This window comes from Faecalibacterium sp. IP-3-29 (genome assembly GCF_023347335.1).
Taxonomy (GTDB): Bacteria; Bacillota; Clostridia; order Oscillospirales; family Ruminococcaceae; genus Faecalibacterium; species Faecalibacterium duncaniae.
The window spans coordinates 1,208,417-1,226,600 of sequence record NZ_CP094471.1; the positions used below are offsets into that span (position 1 = coordinate 1,208,417).

The window sequence follows — 18,184 nt, forward strand, 5'->3', positions numbered from 1 at the left end:
AGGGGGTGCGCATTATGATTATTAAGTCGTCTACGGCGCTTCGCAATGACTACGGTTCCATTTCAAATCTGGCGCACGGAGCGGGCGAGCCAATCTACATTACAAAAAATGGAGAGGGTGACCTTGTTGTGATGAGCATTGAAGCATTTGAACAGCGGGAAGAGGCGTTGAAACTCCGGGCAAAGCTGGAAGCAGCGGAACAGGGAAGGCTTGCTGGTGCTCCGGCTTACACGCTGGAGGATTCCAGAAAACGGCTGGAGGAGATCTATCGTCGTGGCTAAGATCGAAATTCTGGAGTCGGCACAGCGGGAACTGGAAGCAATCGCAGAGCTTCACATGAATCTGGTAGGGCCGAATTCTGCCCGAAAAATCACGGATCGAATCTTGGATTCTCTTTCGCGGTTGGAACGTTTCCCTCTGTCTGGTTCGCTTCCAAGAGATGCCGAACTGCTGAAAAGCGGATATCGCTATGTGATCGCCGGGCAGTATCTCTGCGTCTATCGGCTGATTGTGGATACTGTGTTCGTCTACCATATCGTGCATGGTGCAAGTAATTACCCTGTTTTGTTCAAACGGCTGCTGCAAGAAGAATTGAAGAGAGAAGATTGACGCAAAGCAGCCTGCCGGATAAGGCAGAGCGCTGTTGCTGTTTCTGTGTGGGTTTGTCATTTGCAAGTGGCTTGACAGAATCACCGCCTTCCTCGGGACGAAATGCAGGCTGAAAGGCCATTTTACCGGATATTCGACAATTTGCCTTAAAACATTGCCAAATGCTCCAAAATTTGTTACAATGATGCTGATGATTTGCCCGCCGTGGACAAAAAAGCAACGGATGCGTCCGGCTTTCCTGCCGGGGCAGATCTGCAGAACATATTTTTATAAGGAGGCTTTTGCAGATGAAAAAACGATTGATTAGTATGGCACTGGCAGTCAGTATGGCAGTCAGCATAATGCCTGCACCCGCTCTGGCAACAGTAGGGGGGGGGGTACAACCCTGGGAGATGATGCGATAACGCTGTCGGACGCAACGGGCGGCACTTCGAGCGGTACAGCTACATCGGTTTCAGATTTGACGGGGCTGACAGCTGCTGCTACAAACGGCGGAAATGTCCAGTTGAGCGGCGATATTACGTTAACAGGCACTCTCTCTATCAATAATAAAAAACTGAGCATTGATCTGAACGGCCACACCATTACAGCGGCAAATAACCAGAGAGCGTTTAACATCTCGAATGGCGGCACGCTGGAAATCAAGGATAGTGTGGGCAAAGGTATCATTCAGGGCAATGGTACGGTAACAGGGCACGGCGGAGCAATCTATATGGAAGGCTCCGGCAGTGCCCTGACGATCAGTGGCGGCACCATTCAGGGCTTTACCATCAGTGCGCATGGCGGTGGTGTGTATATGAGTGGCGGTACTTTTACGATGACCGGCGGTAAAATCTACAATTGCAGCTCCAGCGGTACGAATCTTTCTGGCGGCGGCGTATATATGGCCGAAGGAACCTTTGATATGAGCGGTGGTTCCATTGAAAATTGTACAGCACATGAGGGCGCAGGCGTAGAGGTGTACCCTGACCCTGGTAAGACTTGCATTTTTACCATGAGCGGTTCGGCTGAAATCAAAAATTGCAGCAATGATGGTGTATCGGTTACTTCGGCTGCTGGGGGCCAGGAATCTGAATTTATCATGAACGGTGGCACCATTCAGGGCACAAAAGGTCGTGGTGTGTGTGCGTTTGAGGATAACGCATCTATTACGTTGAATGGTGGTACAATTAAATACACAGACCCGGAGAATTTTAATGTTGATATCCGATCTGGAGCTACACTGACAGCGAACAACGGTGTTACTGTCAGTGGAAAAGTATTCAATATGAGGGGCACGATTCAGGGAGATGGAACTGCCCAATTTACCGGTACGGTAGAAAATGCAGGTACGGGCAAGATCGAATCCGGAATATTCAATCGAATTGAAGATAGACGCCAAGGCGGCACATTTGGTAATATCCAATGTGACGAATTTGTTCACCTGATTAATACCGGTTGGCCGGAGTTCAATTCGCAACCGGGCAGTAGTTTTTCGCTGAAGTTTTTGAGCTATGTGTCTGCACCTACGATGACAAATACATTGACCATCCCCGAGGGCGTTACAGTTACTGTTGATCTGACGGGCAAGCAGGTTGCTGGAGAAGACGCCGAAAAGAAAATCATCAATTATGGTAATCTGACATTGATTGACAGTGGTACGGGTAGTACCCTGAGCATTCCCATTGAAAACTACGGAACCCTGAACGCCAACGGCGGTACCGTAACTGGTGAAGTGACCAATAAGGGCACAATCACAACGACCGGAGAAAAGGCGACCCAATTCTCTGGAGGCGTGACAAACGAGAGCGATGGTAAAATTGAGAATGGTACGTTTTCCGGCGAAGTGACCAATAATGGCGCAATTAACGATGGTACGTTTTCCGGCAAGGTGAAAAACAACGGAACCATTGGCAACGGCAACTTTACCGGTGCTGTGACCAATGAGAAAACCGGTGTGATCTCCGGCGGCAAGTTTGACGAAAGCCAGCTGACCAACAACGGCGGCACCCTGCCCCCGAAGCCGGGCGACAACAAGCCGGATGACACCAACAAGGACAATGACAAGAAGGAAGATACCGAACCGGTTGCTCCTGTTGTCAAGCGGTACGACCTGACCGTCAAGAACGCCGAAGTGACCGTGAAGGATGCTGACGGCAAGGCAGTGGAATTTACCAAGGCCGAGGATGGCACCCTGACGGCTAAAGTTCCCGAAAATGCCGAAGTGACGGTGAAATACACCGCCCCCACCGATGCGATTGTGTTTGACCTGTGGAGCATTAACAGTGATGCGAAGCTGGATGTGAACGTCAAGGAGAACCCCCTGACCTTCAAGATGCCTGCACAGGCTGTGACCATCGAGGCCATGACGCAGGATGCCACCATTGAAAGCGAAGGTCCCGGCGTGCTGGGTACCGCTGCCATGATCGGTGTTGCCGGTGCCGGTACGGCTGTGCTGGGTTATACCGGTTACATGATCGGCACGGAACTGTACCTGAACACTGTCCTGCCTGCCGGTGCAGCTATCCCCCAGAACACCACCGAACTGGCAAAACTCCTCTGGACCGAAGCTGGCAAACCCGCCCCTGCCGCTGTGATGGCTGAGGATGCCACCGACGAGCAGAAGGCTCTGACTTGGGCTGTTGAAAGCCAGCTCATCTCCGCCGATAAGCCCGCAGACGCTTCTGTGGGCCGGTGGGAAGTGATCCGGGGGTGGAATAGGGTGAAAGAGATGAAGTGATCCTTCGTACAACCTCTCAGTCGCCTGCGGCGACAGCTCCCCTACTAGGGGAGTTGGCAAAGCTGTTAGGCTTTGACTGAGAGGGCAAGGCAACTGCCCGGAGAGGGTTCGCCCGCTCCCCTTCACGAAGAGAGAAACCCCAAGAAAATAACGCAGAAAGCCCCATCGGTACGAAAAATACCGATGGGGCTTTCCGCTTGTTTAGGATAGGAAAGAGAATGGTTCAGTAATGGCCGGGATGCGGGCTTACAGGTTGGTATAGCCCATGAGGTAGCGGTCTACCTCGGCGGCGCAATCGCGGCCCTCCCGCAGGCCCCAGACCACAAGGCTCTGGCCCCGGCGCATATCGCCGCAGGCGAACACCTTGTCCACGTTGGTGCGGAAGTGGTCGGTGTCCACACAGCCGCGGCCGGTCAGGCTGACACCGAAGGCATCGGCCACATAGCTCTCACAGCCCACGAAACCGGCGGCAATGAAGGCCAGCTCACAGTTGTAGGTGAACTCCTCGCCGGTGGGCACCATGTTGGTGCGGCCGGTCTCGGGGTCACGCTCGGGCTTGAGATAGGAGATGACGGCAGCGGTCAGGTTGCCTGCATCGTCCTTGAGGAATTCTTTGACCGTGGTCTGGTAGACACGGGGGTCCTTGCCGAACTTTGCCATGCACTCGGTCTGGCCGTAGTCCACCTTGAGCACCCGGGGCCACTCGGGCCAGGGGTTGCTGGCGGCACGCTCCTTGGGAGGCTGCGGCATCATTTCCAGAGCCACCAGATCAGTGCAGCCCTGCCGCAGGGCCGTGCCCTGGCAGTCGTTGCCGGTGTCGCCGCCGCCGATGACCAGAACGTTCTTGCCCTTGGCATCAATGGCCCTGCCGTCGGCAAATTTGCTGTCCAGCAGGCTCTTTGTCACGCTGGTGAGGTAATCCACGGCAAAATGCACGCCATTGGCATCCCGGCCCGGAACGTTCAGGTCACGGGCCTTTTTGGCACCACAGCAGAGCACCACGGCATCGTAGCTGTTCAGGATGCTCTCGGCATCCACGGCACCGCCCACATCCATGCTGGTGCGGAACTCCACGCCCTCGGCCTGCATGATCCTGATGCGGCGCTCGATGACGGATTTGTCCAGCTTCATGTTGGGGATGCCGTACATCAGCAGGCCGCCCACGCGGTCGGCGCGCTCAAACACGGTGACGGCGTGGCCCCGGATGTTCAGGTACTCGGCCACCGAAAGACCGGCCGGGCCGCTGCCGATGACGGCCACGCTCTTGCCGGTGCGGGCCGGGGGAGGGGCGGCGTGGAGCCAGCCCTTGGCGTAGCCCGTTTCCACGATGGCGTGCTCGTTCTCGCGCACGGTCACGCTGCTGCCGGTCACATCACCGCAGGTGCAGGCGGCCTCGCACAGGGCGGGACAGACCCGGCTGGTGAACTCCGGGAAGCGGTTGGTGGCCCGCAGACGGTGGAGTGCCAGCTCCCACTTGCCCTGATAGACCAGGTCGTTCCACTCGGGGATCAGGTTGTTCAGCGGGCAGCCCGATGCCATGCCGCCGATCATCATGCCGGCCTGGCAGAAGGGCACGCCGCAGTCCATGCAGCGGGCGGCCTGGGTCTGCTGTTCCTCGCGGGAGAGCCAGACGTGAAACTCGTTGAAATTTTCAATGCGCTCCAGCGGCGGGACATCCGTGCTGGTCTTGCGCGTGTAATCCATAAATCCAGTGATCTTGCCCATGATCCGGCCCTCCTTACTTCTTCTTCTGCACAGCGTAGAATGCTTCGATCTGTGCCTGTTCGCCGTCCAGGCCGCGCTCCTCCATGGAAGCGATGATCCGGAGCATCCGGTCGTAATCGTAGGGGAGGACTTTCTTGAACTTGGGCAGGTACTCGCTGAAGTTGTCCAGGATCTCCTTGCCGCGGGGGGAGCCGGTGGCTTCCACATGCTCACGGATGAGCTCCTTCAGGGCAGCAACATCGTACTTGTGCTCCACAGGCTCCAGGCTCACGGTCTCCTTGTTGACCCGCTGGTAGAAATCCCAGTTCTCGTCCAGAACGTAGGCCACGCCGCCGGTCATGCCGGCTGCGAAGTTCTTGCCGGTCTGGCCCAGGACCACGACAGTGCCGCCGGTCATGTACTCGCAGCCGTGGTCGCCCACGCCCTCGACAACGGCGGTCGCGCCGCTGTTGCGGACGCAGAAGCGCTCACCGGCCACGCCGGAGACGAAGGCCTTGCCGCTGGTGGCACCGTAAAGGGCCACATTGCCGGTGATGATGTTTTCCTCGGGCTTGTAGCCGATGCCCTCGGGCGGGCGGACGATGATCTTGCCGCCGGACAGGCCCTTGCCCATGTAGTCGTTGCAGTCGCCGGTCAGGCTGAGGGTCAGGCCCTTGGGGATGAACGCGCCAAAGCTCTGGCCGCCTGCGCCGATGCACTCGGCGGTGTAGACATCGTCGGGCAGGGAGCTGCCGTACTTGCGGGTGATCTCGCTGCCAAAGATGGCACCCAGGGCGCGGTCGGTGTTGGAGACCTCCAGCCGGACGCTCTGGGGTGCCTTGCTGCCCAGCTTGAACTTCTTCATCAGCACCTTCATGTCGAGGGTGTTCTCAAGGTGGAAGTCATAGGTGTCGGCAGGCACAAAGTGGACGTTGCTGTTTGCAATGGCCGGGTTGTGCAGGATGCAGTCCAGATTCATCTTGGCGGCACGGCTGCCGGCAGCGCTGGGCTTGACATGGAGCAGGTCGGTGCGGCCCACCAGCTCGTCGATGGTGCGCACGCCCAGCTTGGCCATGTACTCCCGCAGCTCCTGCGCCACAAAGGTCAGGTAGTTGATGATATACTCGGGCTTGCCCTTGAACCGCTTGCGCAGCTCGGGGTTCTGGGTGCAGATGCCCATGGGGCAGGTGTCCAGGTTGCAGACACGCATCATCACGCAGCCTTCGCACATCAGCAGGGAGGTGCCGAAGCCGAACTCCTCAGCGCCCAGCATACAGCTGATGGCAACATCGCGGCCGGAGAGCAACTTGGAGTCGCTCTCAATGCGGACGCGGCTGCGCAGGCCGTTCAGGATCAGGGTCTGGTGGGTCTCGGCGATGCCCAGCTCCCAGGGCAGGCCCGCATTCTTGATGGAGGTGCGGGGGGCTGCACCGGTGCCGCCGTCGTAACCGGAGACGAGGATGACCTGCGCGCCGCCCTTGGCAACACCGGCGGCAATGGTGCCGACACCGGCCTCGCTGACCAGCTTCACGTTGATGTTGGCGTGGCGGTTGGCGTTCTTCAGGTCATAGATCAGCTCGGCCAGATCCTCGATGGAGTAGATGTCGTGGTGGGGCGGGGGAGAGATCAGGCCCACGCCGGTGGTGCTGTGGCGGGTCTTGGCGATCCAGGGGTAGACCTTGGCACCGGGCAGGTTGCCGCCCTCGCCGGGCTTTGCACCCTGTGCCAGCTTGATCTGGATCTCCTCGGCGGAGACCAGATATTTGCTGGTCACGCCGAAGCGGGCCGAGGCTACCTGCTTGATCTTGGAGTTGCTCTCGCTCTGGTAGCGCTCCTCGGGCTCACCGCCCTCGCCGGTGTTGCTCCGGCCGCCCAGACGATTCAGGGCGATGGCGATGGTCTCGTGGGCCTCGCTGCTCAGGGCACCGTAGCTCATGGCAGCGGCTTTGAACCGCTTGACGATGGAGCTGACGGGCTCCACCTCCTCAAGGGGGATGCCGCCGTTGGGGTCATAGCTGAAGTCCAGCAGGCTGCGCAGGTGCATGCCCTCGGCACCCATGTTGTCCACGGTGCGGGTGAAGTCCTTGAAGGCCTTGTAGTCGCCCGTGAAGCAGGCTTTCTGGAACAGATGGATGGTCTGCGGGGTGAAAAGGTGCTCTTCCTTGCCGCTGCGGAACTTGTGGGCACCGCCGTCGGCCAGCTCCATGTTGATGTCCAGACCCAGCGGGTCAAAGGCGGCGTTGTGGGCAGCTTCCACATCCGCCTGAATGTCCTCCAGACCGATGCCGCCCACACGGCTGACCGTGCCGGTGAAGTACTTGTCGATGACATCCTTGGAGATGCCGACCGCCTCAAAGATCTGGCTGCTCTGGTAGCTCTGGATGGTGGAGATGCCCATTTTGGAGGCGATCTTCACAATGCCGTTCAGCACAGCCTTGTTGTAGTCGTCCACGGCGGCGTAGTAATCCTTGTCCAGCAGACCCTCGTCGATGAGCTGGGCAATGGTGTCGTGGGCCAGATAGGGGTTGACGGCACAGGCACCGTAGCCCAGCAGGGTGGCAAAGTGGTGCACCTCGTGGGGCTCGGCGCTCTCAAGGATGAGGGCCATGGCCGTGCTCTTCTTGGTGCGGATGAGGTACTGGGACACGGCAGAAACAGCCAGCAGGCTGGGGATGGAGACGTGGTACTCGTCGATGTCGCGGTCAGAGAGGATGATGATGTTGGCACCGTCCTTGTAGGCGCGGTCCACCTCCAGGAACACGCGGTCGATAGCCTTTTCCAGGCTGGTGTTCTTATAGTAATTGATGGAAACCGTGGCGGTCTTGAAGCCGGGCACGTTCATGTGCTTGATCTTGAGCAGATCCGTGCTGGTCAGGATGGGGTTCTGCACCTTGAGCACCTTGCAGTTCTCGGGCTTGTCCTCCAGCAGGTTGCCGTGGGCACCCACATAGACGCTGGTGGAGGTGACCACCTTCTCACGGATGGCATCGATGGGCGGGTTGGTGACCTGTGCGAACCGCTGCTTGAAGTAGTTGAACAGCGGGGGATGCTGGTCGCTCAGGACAGCCAGCGGGGTGTCTGTGCCCATGGCTCCGGAAGGCTCGGCACCGGCCCGGGCCATGGGCAGGATCAGCTCCTTGATTTCCTCGTATTTGTAGCCAAAGACCTTCTGCAGGCGGGTCAGCTCCTCGCCGGTGTAGCTGGGGACTTTGATGTTGGGGATCTTCAGGTCCTTCAGCCGGACCAGATTCCGGTCGATCCACTCGCCGTAGGGCTCGCGGCTGGCGTAGTATTCCTTCAGCTTCTCGTCATCCACGACCTCGCCCTTGACGGTATCCACCAGCAGCATCTTGCCGGGGCGCAGGCGGTCTTTCATCAGAATGTTGTCCGGGGCGCAGGGCAGCACGCCCACCTCAGAGGACAGGATCATCCGGCCGTCCTTGGTGATATAGTAGCGGCTGGGGCGCAGACCGTTGCGGTCCAGCACCGCGCCCACCACGTCGCCGTCGGAGAAGAGGATGGCGGCAGGGCCGTCCCAGGGCTCCAGCATGGTGGCGTAATACTGGTAGAAATCACGTTTTTTCTGGCTGATGTTCTTGTTGTTCTCCCAGGGCTCGGGGATGGTGATCATCACCGCCAGAGGCAGATCCATGCCGTTCATCACCATGAACTCCAGCGCGTTGTCCAGCATGGCGGAGTCCGAGCCAGAGGTGTTGATGATGGGCAGGATCTTGTTCATGTCGTCCTGCAGGATGGGGCTCTCGATGCTCTCCTCACGGGCCAGCATGGCATCGGTGTTGCCCTTGATGGTGTTGATCTCGCCGTTGTGCAGGATGAACCGGTTGGGGTGGGCACGCATCCAGCTGGGGTTGGTGTTGGTAGAAAAGCGGCTGTGCACCATGCCGATGGCGGATTCGTAATCCTCGTCCTGCAGGTCAAGGTAGAACAGGCGCAGATCGTGCACCAGGAACATGCCCTTGTAGACGATGGTGCGGCTGGACAGGCTGGGCACATAGGTGCCGTTGCTGGCCTGCTCGAACACCCGGCGGACGATGTAGAGCCTGCGGTCAAAATCAATGCCCTTGCTCACACGGGCAGGCTTTTTGATGAAGCACTGCCAGATGGAGGGCATACAGTCCCGGGCCTTCTGGCCCACGGCATCGGGGTCTACCGGCACCCTGCGCCATGCCAGAAACTCAAGTCCCTCCTTGCGGGTGACCAGCTCAAACAGCTTCATGGCCTGTGCCCGCAGGTGCTCGTTCTGGGGGAAGAAGAACATGCCGACACCGTATTCCCGCTCGTTGCCCAGGCTGATGTTCAGCTCATCGGCCACCTTGGAGAAGAACTTGTGGCTGATCTGCAGCATGATGCCCACGCCGTCACCGGTCTTGCCCTCGGCATCCTTACCGGCGCGGTGCTCCAGCCGTTCCACGATGCTCAGGGCATCGCTGACCGTCTGGTGGCTCTTGCGGCCCTTGATGTCCACCACAGCGCCGATGCCGCAGGCATCGTGCTCGAACTGAGGGTCATACAGGCCAAGAGGCGTGGCGTTTTCCGTAAATTGATCCATTGCCTTTCCCATCCTTATCTCTCAAAATATCCTCTGGGCCGCGGCACAATCCGCAGCCGATCTTACACAGAAAACAAAAAAGCGTTCCAGAAGGGCAAACTTCACCCTTCTGGAACGCCTTTGTTCCGTTAGCTTTATTATAATGATTCGTGAAGATTGTTCAAGTGGGAGGTGCAACAAACTTTAGTACACCAAAGCCCGCACTTCTTGTGCGCTTTGATGGAATGATGAACGCATTTCATCAAAACCTTGAAAAAACCGCCGCATCCGGCTGCCGGTCTGGGGCAGGGGATGCGGCGGTTTGCGTATGATTGCGGGGCGTTTCTGTCCTTAGTGCTTTGCGGCGCGCTGTTTGCGGTCGAAGAACCACCCGCATACCAACAGACCGATGCCAAAGATCAGAAGCACGGCAGCCAGCCAATCGGTGGTACCGGTCTGGATCAGGGTCACGGTCGTGGTGTTCTGCGTGGGCGTTTCCTCCGGCTGGGCCAACGACGCGGACGTGTCAGTCTGAGCCGGTTTCTCCGCAGGCAGCTCGCCGGGGGCCTCGGTTTCCTCGGTTTCCTCGGGGATCTCGGGTTCCTCAGGCTCCTCGGGGGTCTCGGGGGTCTCCGGCCCCTCAGGCTCCTCGGGGATCTCGGGGGTCTCCGGGTCTACGGGAACGACCGGAACATAGGGGGTGTCCGGGCTGTTCTTCAGGTTGGTAAAGACGACCTTGGCGGTGTCGTTCTGGGGCACAACGCCGGTCTCTGCAGGGTTGAGATTCAGCAGGGTCCAGCCGTCCTGAGCGGTTTCGGTGATGGTATAGCCGATGCCTGCGGGCAGGTTCGAGAGCGTGATGCTCTCGCCGCTTTTCAGGGTGAAGGATGCCTTGCCGTTTTTGAACGGGACACCGCACCATTTGTCGTCGATCGTGGTGATGGTATCATCGTCCAGCGTGAGCTCAAAGGTGAACGCGGTGTCATAGTCGCTCGGCAGCAGTTCCCCGAGCGTCTCTTTGCAGACGGTCAGGCTGCCGATGCTGCCGTGTGCGGCCTTGAGGGACAGGGGGCCGGTGTAAGAATTGACGGGTGCGACGAGAACCATGTGCAGATCCGCTTCGTCCCCGTGGGCGTTCCAGCGGGTGGTTTCATAGTCGTCGTACCAGCCGGTAATGAAATCATAGCAGTCCGGTTCGCCGTCCAGCGCCCAGCCTTTGCCGGTATCGCCAAAGGTGATGGTGGCACCGTCTGCGTTGTAGATGTCGTCACCAGAAAGCCTTGCGTGATTGTTGTACAGCTCTACATCGTCTGAAAGAATCGCAGTGCCAGAGTTCACAAGTCCGCCGCCTACAGAACCGGCATGGTTATAGCGTACACTGCCGGCCAGCAGGTTCAGCGTCGCATGCTCATCGTTTTGGATACCGCAGTTGCTGTTGTATTCCACCTGCAGATTGGCACCCTTTTCCACGGTGAAGAGATTGCAGTTGACGATACCGGACACCGTATTGTAGTTGGCAGTGACATTTGCACCGCTTTCTATCAGAAAAGCACCCTGCTTCAGATCACCCATCACTTGATTGTAGATGCCATGGGCACCGTTGTGGTTGGCGGTGACATTTGCACCGGACTCAATCGTCAGATAGGAATCGTAACTGTTGTAGATACCGAGCTTAGCATTGTTGTCCACTGAAACATTGGCACCATTCTGGATGTGCAGCTTACAGCTGTTCACGATGGCAGCCAGGCCCTTGTTCTGACATACGGAGACGTTTGCACCACTTTCAATGGTCAGGTCGGCGCCTGCATACACATACAAACCGCCAGAGCCGTAGCCCGGGTCATTTGTGCCGTTGCCGTCGCAGATGACCTGCGAACCGCCTTGGATCACGCCAATGCCGCCGACACCAAGGCCGGAACCGCCATTGTCGCGGATATCAAGGGTAGAACCGGAATCCACGTCAAGGCCATCAACGAAAACAGCGTAGCCATACCATGCGCCGGTGTTTCCGGTGGCGGTCAGGGTCGAGGATTCCATGGTCAGCTTACCGCCATAGCAGCCAATGCCGAAGCCGTAGCCATCAGGATCGGATTTGCCGTTGTCCATCACCACGACATTTGAACTGGACAGTGTGATGTCGATCGGATTGATCGTCATGGCCGCATGGGCACAGCCTGTGATCTCAAGATAAGAGTTGTTGATCTTGATCTCACGGTTAGGTTGTCCTTTAAATTCCGAGTCATCGGCGTAGATACCACTTGCACGATAATTAGAGACACCACGGATCACGGCGTATGATCCATCCAGATACAGGTTGCTCTTCTGATACAGATAGATGCCGCTGCCGCAGCTTCCATCCGGGATCAACGTAAAGTTGACGTTGTTCAGTCTCAGATTCGAGTTGCTGATCAGGTTGGCCGTTCCTCCTGCGCCACCTTCATGGGTATGAGTATGCGCATAGATATTCAGCGTAAGATCTTTAAACGTGATATCACTGTGCGATGCATACATACCGTTCTGGTTCAGCGTCAGCGTGCGGGTACCGCCGCCGGAAATGGTCAGGGTCTTGTTATCGAACGTAAGACCTTCATACAGCTCAATGTTCGCCAGCAGGTCGATCTGATCACCATCCGTCGCGGCAGTGATTGCATCGTCCAGTGTGGAGTAGTAGTACGTATCGTCGATCTTGTCAATCTTGCACACAGCCTGGGTTGTGGGGCTTGTGGTGCTGTCGTCGTCGTCCGCAGGGTCATCGCCACCCGATTCCTCGTCAGGAGTTTTGGGGGTGAGATTCCCTGCGGGCAGGTCATCCGCTGCTGCTTTATCGCGGTCCGCGTCCGCAGGGTCATCGCCACCCGATTCCTTGTCAAGAGTTTTGGGGGTGGGATTCCCTGCGGGCAGGTCATCCGCTGGTGCTTCATCGTTGTCCGCATCCGCAAGGCTTTTCTCCGAGCCCGTCTCCGAAAGGTCGGGAACAGGAGGTTCCTGTTCCTGCGAATCATCAAGGGAGTAGGGGACGGTGGAAAGGTCACTCCAGTCCAGAATGGTGCCGTCCGAATCCGTGATGGTGGGGTCGGGGCTCAGTGCAAGTACACTCAGCGGCAGAACATGAAGCAGCAATCCGATGGTAAGTATCACTACGAACCATCTCTTTTTCATAATTTTTTCTCCTCCTCTTTCTAAAATATAGTACATTTTGTGTACTGCTAATATAGTAGCATCGGATGTTCGGAAATACAAGAGGTTCAAACGAATTTGAAACCGAAAGATCCAAATTTTTGAAGCGGCGGGGAACCGCGCCGGAGTTTCTCCGGAAAATGATTCCTGCACAGGAGTGAAAGCTTGTCCCTACGCCGGAAATTCCCAGAAATTATGAAAAAGTTTCGACACAAGAAAAACTCCCGGGAAATCCCGGGAGTATAGCAGAAACGAAGCAAGAAATTCCCTGCGGCGGCAGTCAGCGTCCCAGAATGGCCCGCAGGTCCTCTTCCGGGGTCGTAATGGCTTTCAGGTCATAGCGGCGCTGCAATTCCTGCACCACCCCCGGAGAGAGAAAGGCCGGGAGGGTGGGGCCGAGGCGGATGTTCCGGATGCCCAAAGCCAGCAGGGCAATCAGGATGCAGACTGCCTTCTGCTCGAACCAGCAGAGCACCAGCGAGAGCGGCAGGTCGTTGACGGTGCAGCCGAAGGCATCGGCCAGAGCCAGTGCGATCCGGATGGCGCTGTATGCGTCGTTGCACTGGCCCACATCCAGAAGGCGGGGCAGGCCAGTGCCGGGCACTGTGCCCAGAGGCAGATCGTTCAGCCGGAATTTTCCGCAGGCAAGGGTCAGAATGACCGTATCCGGCGGTGTCAGCCGGGCAAACTCGGTGTAGTAACGGCGGGTGGGCCGGGTACCGTCGCAGCCGCCCACCAGGAAGAAATGGCGGATCTGCCCGCTTTTCACGGCCGCAACGATCTCATTGGCGTGGGAGAGCACAGCGCTCCGCGCAAAGCCGGTGGTGACCGTTTTGCCGCCGTTCATGCCCGGGATGATGGTATCCTCCGGGTAACCGCCCAGTTCCAGCGCTTTCCGGATGACGGGGGTGAAGTCCCGGTCCTCCCCGATGTGCGGCACCCCGGGATAGGAGACCACCGAGGTGGTAAAGACCCGGTCGGCGTAGCTGGGGCGCAGCGGCATGATACAGTTTGTGGTGAAGAGGATGGGGGCGGGGATGTCCTCAAACTCCGACTGCTGGTTCTGCCAGGCGGTGCCGAAATTTCCCTTGAGGTGCGAATAGCGCTTTTTCAGCTCCGGATAACCGTGGGCGGGCAGGAGTTCCGAGTGGGTATAAACGTTGATGCCCTTGCCCTCGGTCTGGGCCAAAAGTTGCTGGGTGTCGTAAAGGTCGTGGCCGGAAATGACGATGAAAGGCCCTTTCTCGATGGTCAGAGGGACTTCTGTCGGTTCCGGTTCGCCAAAGGCACCGGTGTTGGCATGATCCAGCAGTTCCATGGTGCGGAAGCTGGCTTCTCCGGTCCTTTGCACCAGGAGCCAAAGCTCCTCCATGGATAGCCCCGAGGTGCCCACTGCCTTCAGGGCGGTACAGTAAAATTTGTCCAGCTCCGGGTCGATGCGGCCCAGCACCCGAGCATGATAGTTATAAGCGGCCATTCCCCGCAGGCTGAACAGCACAAAGCATTTCAGGCTTCGCACATCCGGGTCAGGCTCCTGCCAGAGCTGCTGCATATCATAGTCCTCGGCAATGCCCGGACAGGCAGCGTGGATCTTCTCGATCAGCTGCCCGACGGTGTGCTCGTCAAAATTTACATTGGTGATGGTGGTGAACAGCCCCTGCATCAGCAGCAAAGCCTGCTCCGGAGCCGGAGCACGGCCTTCGCCAATGAGCTGCTCCGCATACCGGATCAGGGCACCGGTCAGCCGGTCCTGCGCCGCTGCGGTCGGAGCCGATTTCCCGCACACGCCTGCCCGACCGGTACAGGCAGTCCCGTTGGCCGCCTGCTCACATTGGAAACAAAACATCTGCTCATCCATAAAAATACTCCCTTCGCTTTCTGGCAAAGGGAGTATGGACAACGGACAGAGGAAATATGCAGGAAAAAAAAGGGGGCCGCACCCCTTCGGATGCAGCCCTCTGAAAAGGAATGCTTAGTAGGTGATGCCCTGTGCCATCATGGCGGTGGCCACCTTCAGGAAACCGGCGCAGTTTGCACCGACCATCAGGTTGCCCTCGGAACCAGCGGCAACGGAAGCGTCATAGGAAGCGTGGAAGATGCCCTCCATGATGCCCTTCAGCTTTGCATCGACCTCTTCGAAGGTCCAGCTCAGACGCTCGGAGTTCTGGCTCATCTCCAGGCCGGAGGTGGCCACGCCGCCGGCGTTTGCTGCCTTTGCGGGTCCGTACAGGACACCGTTGGACAGGTAGACCTCGATGGCCTCGGGCGTGCTGGGCATGTTTGCGCCCTCGCAGACAACGGTGCAGCCGTTCTTGACCAGAGCCTCAGCGGACTCCTTGTTGATCTCGTTCTGGGTCGCGCAGGGCAGGGCGATGTCGCAGGGGACAGTCCAGACCTTGGAGCAGTCGGCAACGTAGGTTACACCGGCGTGGGTCTCGGCATACTCCTTGATGCGGCCGCGGCGGACTTCCTTCAGCTCCTTGACGTAAGCCAGATCAATGCCATTGGGGTCGTAGACGTAGCCGTTGGAATCGGACATGGTAACGACCTTTGCGCCCAGAGCCTGGGCCTTCTGGCAGGCATAGATGGCAACATTGCCGGAGCCGGAGATGACCACAGTCTTGCCCTCAAGGCTGTCGTTGCGCATACACTTCAGAGCCTCGGCGGTGAAGTAGCACAGGCCGTAGCCGGTGGCCTCGGTACGGGCCAGAGAGCCGCCGAAGGTCAGGCCCTTGCCGGTGAGCATACCGCCCTGGAAGCTGTTGGTCAGGCGCTTGTACTGGCCGAACATGTAGCCTACCTCGCGGCCGCCGACACCGATATCACCGGCGGGGCAGTCCACGAACTGGCCGATGTGGCGGTACAGCTCGGTCATAAAGCTCTGGCAGAAACGCATGACTTCCATGTCGCTCTTGCCATGGGGGTCAAAGTCAGAGCCGCCCTTGCCGCCGCCCATGGGCAGGGTGGTCAGGCTGTTCTTGAAGGTCTGCTCAAAGCCCAGGAACTTCAGGATGCCCTGGTTGACAGAGGGATGGAAGCGCAGGCCGCCCTTGTAGGGGCCGATGGCGCTGTTGAACTGGACGCGGTAGCCGCGGTTCACCTGGACCTTGCCCTGATCATCGACCCAGGGCACACGGAAGGTGATGATGCGCTCGGGCTCGACCAGACGCTCGATCAGGCCAGCCTTCTCGTACTCGGGATGCTTCTCCACCACGGGCTGGATGCTCTCCAGCACCTCGCGGACAGCCTGCAGGAACTCAGGCTCATTGGCATTGCGCTGTGCAAGGCCATCGTAAACGCGCTTCAGGTATTCATTCGTCAGCATAATAGAATACTCCTTTTCCCATGATTTACACTCGCTCTGCCCACTATCACAGAGCGCTTTATCATTATAAAGCTTTGTGCAGCGATTTACAATAGAGGAAATCGGAAAATGTTTCAGTGAAGCCAAAATAAAAATGAATCCGCTTCACAGCGTCAGTGGCCGGCGGCGCTGGGGATCTCCTGCAGTTCAAAGCGATATTCCTGCGCGGCATCGGGGTATTTTGCCCTGTCCACGGGGCTGAGGAACATGGCAAGGGGCCGCAGCCAGAGCCCGCCGTCCCCGTAGAGCTTACGGTAGACCACAAAGGGCTCCCCCGTTTCGGAATCGTTGGCGACGGCCTCCACCAGATAAAAGTCGCCCTTGAAGTGCCGGTACACCCGGCCGATCTTGAGTTCGTTCGGCATTTGCGTTCTCCTTTACATTCCAGCCAAAATGGCATTCACGGCAGTCACAAAGGGCTCCATATCCTCAAACAGGACTTCGACGATGATGCTCCAGTTGATACCGTCGTAGTCATGCACCAGCCGGTGGCGCAGCCCGGCAACCATATTCCAGGGCTGCTCCGGATAAGAGGCCTTGAACTCCGGACTGAGCTGGTAGACCTGTTCCCCGATGTTATAGAGCGGGGTCGTGACGGCCCACTGGGAAAACTCGTCCTCGAGCAGAAGCTCCGGCGTAATGCCGCGCTTGTGCATCTCGGCTTTCAGGCTTTCCCATGTGGCAACGATCTTTTTCAGGCGCTCCTTGTCCGATCTCTTCATGCGATCTTGACCCCCTCCCGCATGATGCTTTCATAGAAGGGAGTGCCGGTGTTGACCTCCCGGATCTCAAAGGCATCCACGTCCTTCTGGGTGCGCTGGCGCAGCTCCTCCCCAAAAGCAAAGATGTCCCTTGGCCGGAAGTTGGCACCGCCCACCACGATCACATCGATATCCGAAGCGGCAGTGGCTTCTCCCCGGGCATAGGAGCCGAACAGCAGGGCGTACTCGGCGTGATATTTGTGCAGCAGCTCCCGGATGACCTGCTCGATCTCAGTGCGGGAAAGCGTGTTCATGCGGACACCTCCAATCGGAAATTCTCTACCAATATTGTACCATAGAATGCCGGAAATGCAAACAAAAATCCCCCGCAGGCGGCTGGCGCTGGCGGGGGACAGGTGCATGATTTACTTCTTCAGCAGCTTCTCGCAGGCATCGGCGGCACCCTCAAGGTACTGGCCGGGGTAGGCCTCGATCATGCCGGCATCAGAGCAGGCAGCCAGCTGGGGATCGATGGGGCACTTGGCCAGCACGGGCAGGCCGTGCTTTGCAGCCACCTCATCCACATGGCTCTCGCCGAACACGCTGATCTTCTTGCCGCAGTCGGGGCAGACGATGTAGCTCATGTTCTCCACGATGCCCAGCATGGGTACCTTCATCATCTCAGCCATGTTCACGGCCTTGGCCACGATCATGCTGACCAGCTCCTGGGGGCTGGCAACGACCACGATGCCGTCCACAGGCAGGCTCTGGAACACGGTCAGGGGCACGTCGCCGGTTCCCGGAGGCATGTCCACAAACAGGAAGTCTACGTCCTTCCAGACCACATCGGTCCAGAACTGCTTGACCGCACCGGCGATCACGGGGCCGCGCCACACAACGGGGTCCTCCTCGTTCTCGACCAGCAGGTTGATGCTCATCACATCAATGCCCATCCGGCTCTGGATAGGCCAGCAGCCCTTTTCATCGGCCATGGCACGGCCATGGATGCCGAACAGCTTGGGGATGGACGGGCCGGTGATGTCGGCATCCAGGATGCCGCAGTGGTAGCCCCGGCGGGCCATGGCGCAGGCCAGCAGGGCACTGGTCATGCTCTTGCCGACACCGCCTTTGCCCGAAACAACGCCGATGACCTTTTTCACGCTGCTGTTGGGGTTGGGGGCATCGTGCTCAGGTGCGGCGGTGCGGGAAGAACATGCTGCCCCGCAGGTGGAACAGTCATGGGTACATTCTTCGCTCATACTCTAACCTTTTCTCCTTTATCTTAATTAGACAGATCGTCTTGACCAACCCATATCATACCATAAAACCGGGTGGGAAACAACCCACAGGGGCGCTCATCT

At 58.2% G+C, this 18,184-nt stretch carries 13 protein-coding genes; 3 read left to right on the forward strand and 10 right to left on the reverse strand.

Annotated features, from left to right (window positions below; all coding sequences use genetic code 11):
- Nucleotides 1–14 precede the first annotated feature (14 nt).
- Nucleotides 15–281, forward strand: a complete 267-nt coding sequence (locus MTP40_RS05855) for a type II toxin-antitoxin system Phd/YefM family antitoxin (protein WP_005933918.1) — start codon at nucleotides 15–17, stop codon at nucleotides 279–281.
- Nucleotides 274–609, forward strand: a complete 336-nt coding sequence (locus MTP40_RS05860) for a type II toxin-antitoxin system RelE/ParE family toxin (protein WP_005933915.1) — start codon at nucleotides 274–276, stop codon at nucleotides 607–609. The genes MTP40_RS05855 and MTP40_RS05860 overlap by 8 nt, the downstream gene beginning before the upstream one ends.
- A 523-nt stretch (nucleotides 610–1,132) precedes the next feature.
- On the opposite strand, the gene MTP40_RS05865 is transcribed toward MTP40_RS05860, so the two are convergent.
- On the reverse strand, nucleotides 1,133–2,032 hold the full coding sequence (locus MTP40_RS05865) for a hypothetical protein (RefSeq protein WP_249259984.1): 900 nt from the start codon (nucleotides 2,030–2,032) through the stop codon (nucleotides 1,133–1,135).
- A gap of 87 nt (nucleotides 2,033–2,119) precedes the next feature.
- Here MTP40_RS05865 and MTP40_RS05870 point away from each other — a divergent pair, with 87 nt between their 5' ends.
- Nucleotides 2,120–3,328 carry a hypothetical protein gene (locus tag MTP40_RS05870; RefSeq protein ID WP_249259985.1) on the forward strand — a complete coding sequence of 403 codons (1,209 nt, stop codon included), beginning with the start codon at nucleotides 2,120–2,122 and terminating at the stop codon, nucleotides 3,326–3,328.
- 246 nt (nucleotides 3,329–3,574) lie between these two features.
- Here MTP40_RS05870 and MTP40_RS05875 read toward each other — a convergent pair whose 3' ends face one another.
- The 9 genes from MTP40_RS05875 to MTP40_RS05915 form a co-directional block, all read right to left on the reverse strand.
- Nucleotides 3,575–5,053: a glutamate synthase subunit beta gene (locus MTP40_RS05875; protein ID WP_156057727.1), complete on the reverse strand. Its 1,479-nt coding sequence runs from the start codon at nucleotides 5,051–5,053 to the stop codon at nucleotides 3,575–3,577.
- Between the two features lie 13 nt (nucleotides 5,054–5,066).
- Nucleotides 5,067–9,602, reverse strand: coding sequence for a glutamate synthase large subunit (gene gltB / locus MTP40_RS05880; RefSeq protein ID WP_249259986.1), 4,536 nt, complete (start codon nucleotides 9,600–9,602; stop codon nucleotides 5,067–5,069).
- A 330-nt stretch (nucleotides 9,603–9,932) separates the two neighbouring features.
- A complete protein-coding gene (locus tag MTP40_RS05885; RefSeq protein WP_249259987.1) occupies nucleotides 9,933–12,740 on the reverse strand; it encodes a right-handed parallel beta-helix repeat-containing protein in 2,808 nt (935 codons plus the stop codon).
- 298 nt (nucleotides 12,741–13,038) lie between these two features.
- A complete protein-coding gene (gene hcp, locus MTP40_RS05890; protein ID WP_249259988.1) occupies nucleotides 13,039–14,616 on the reverse strand; it encodes a hydroxylamine reductase in 1,578 nt (525 codons plus the stop codon).
- A 114-nt stretch (nucleotides 14,617–14,730) separates the two neighbouring features.
- Nucleotides 14,731–16,083, reverse strand: coding sequence for an NADP-specific glutamate dehydrogenase (gdhA, locus tag MTP40_RS05895; protein WP_249259989.1), 1,353 nt, complete (start codon nucleotides 16,081–16,083; stop codon nucleotides 14,731–14,733).
- Nucleotides 16,084–16,235: 152 nt separating this feature from the next.
- Nucleotides 16,236–16,487: a DUF1653 domain-containing protein gene (locus MTP40_RS05900; RefSeq protein ID WP_005933896.1), complete on the reverse strand. Its 252-nt coding sequence runs from the start codon at nucleotides 16,485–16,487 to the stop codon at nucleotides 16,236–16,238.
- 12 nt (nucleotides 16,488–16,499) lie between these two features.
- On the reverse strand, nucleotides 16,500–16,844 hold the full coding sequence (locus MTP40_RS05905) for a HepT-like ribonuclease domain-containing protein (protein WP_098922632.1): 345 nt from the start codon (nucleotides 16,842–16,844) through the stop codon (nucleotides 16,500–16,502).
- Nucleotides 16,841–17,137, reverse strand: a complete 297-nt coding sequence (locus MTP40_RS05910; protein ID WP_098922630.1) for a nucleotidyltransferase family protein — start codon at nucleotides 17,135–17,137, stop codon at nucleotides 16,841–16,843. Before MTP40_RS05910 ends, MTP40_RS05905 begins: the two co-directional genes overlap by 4 nt.
- 111 nt (nucleotides 17,138–17,248) lie before the next feature.
- Nucleotides 17,249–18,082 carry an Mrp/NBP35 family ATP-binding protein gene (locus MTP40_RS05915; RefSeq protein ID WP_154276326.1) on the reverse strand — a complete coding sequence of 278 codons (834 nt, stop codon included), beginning with the start codon at nucleotides 18,080–18,082 and terminating at the stop codon, nucleotides 17,249–17,251.
- Nucleotides 18,083–18,184: the final 102 nt, after the last annotated feature.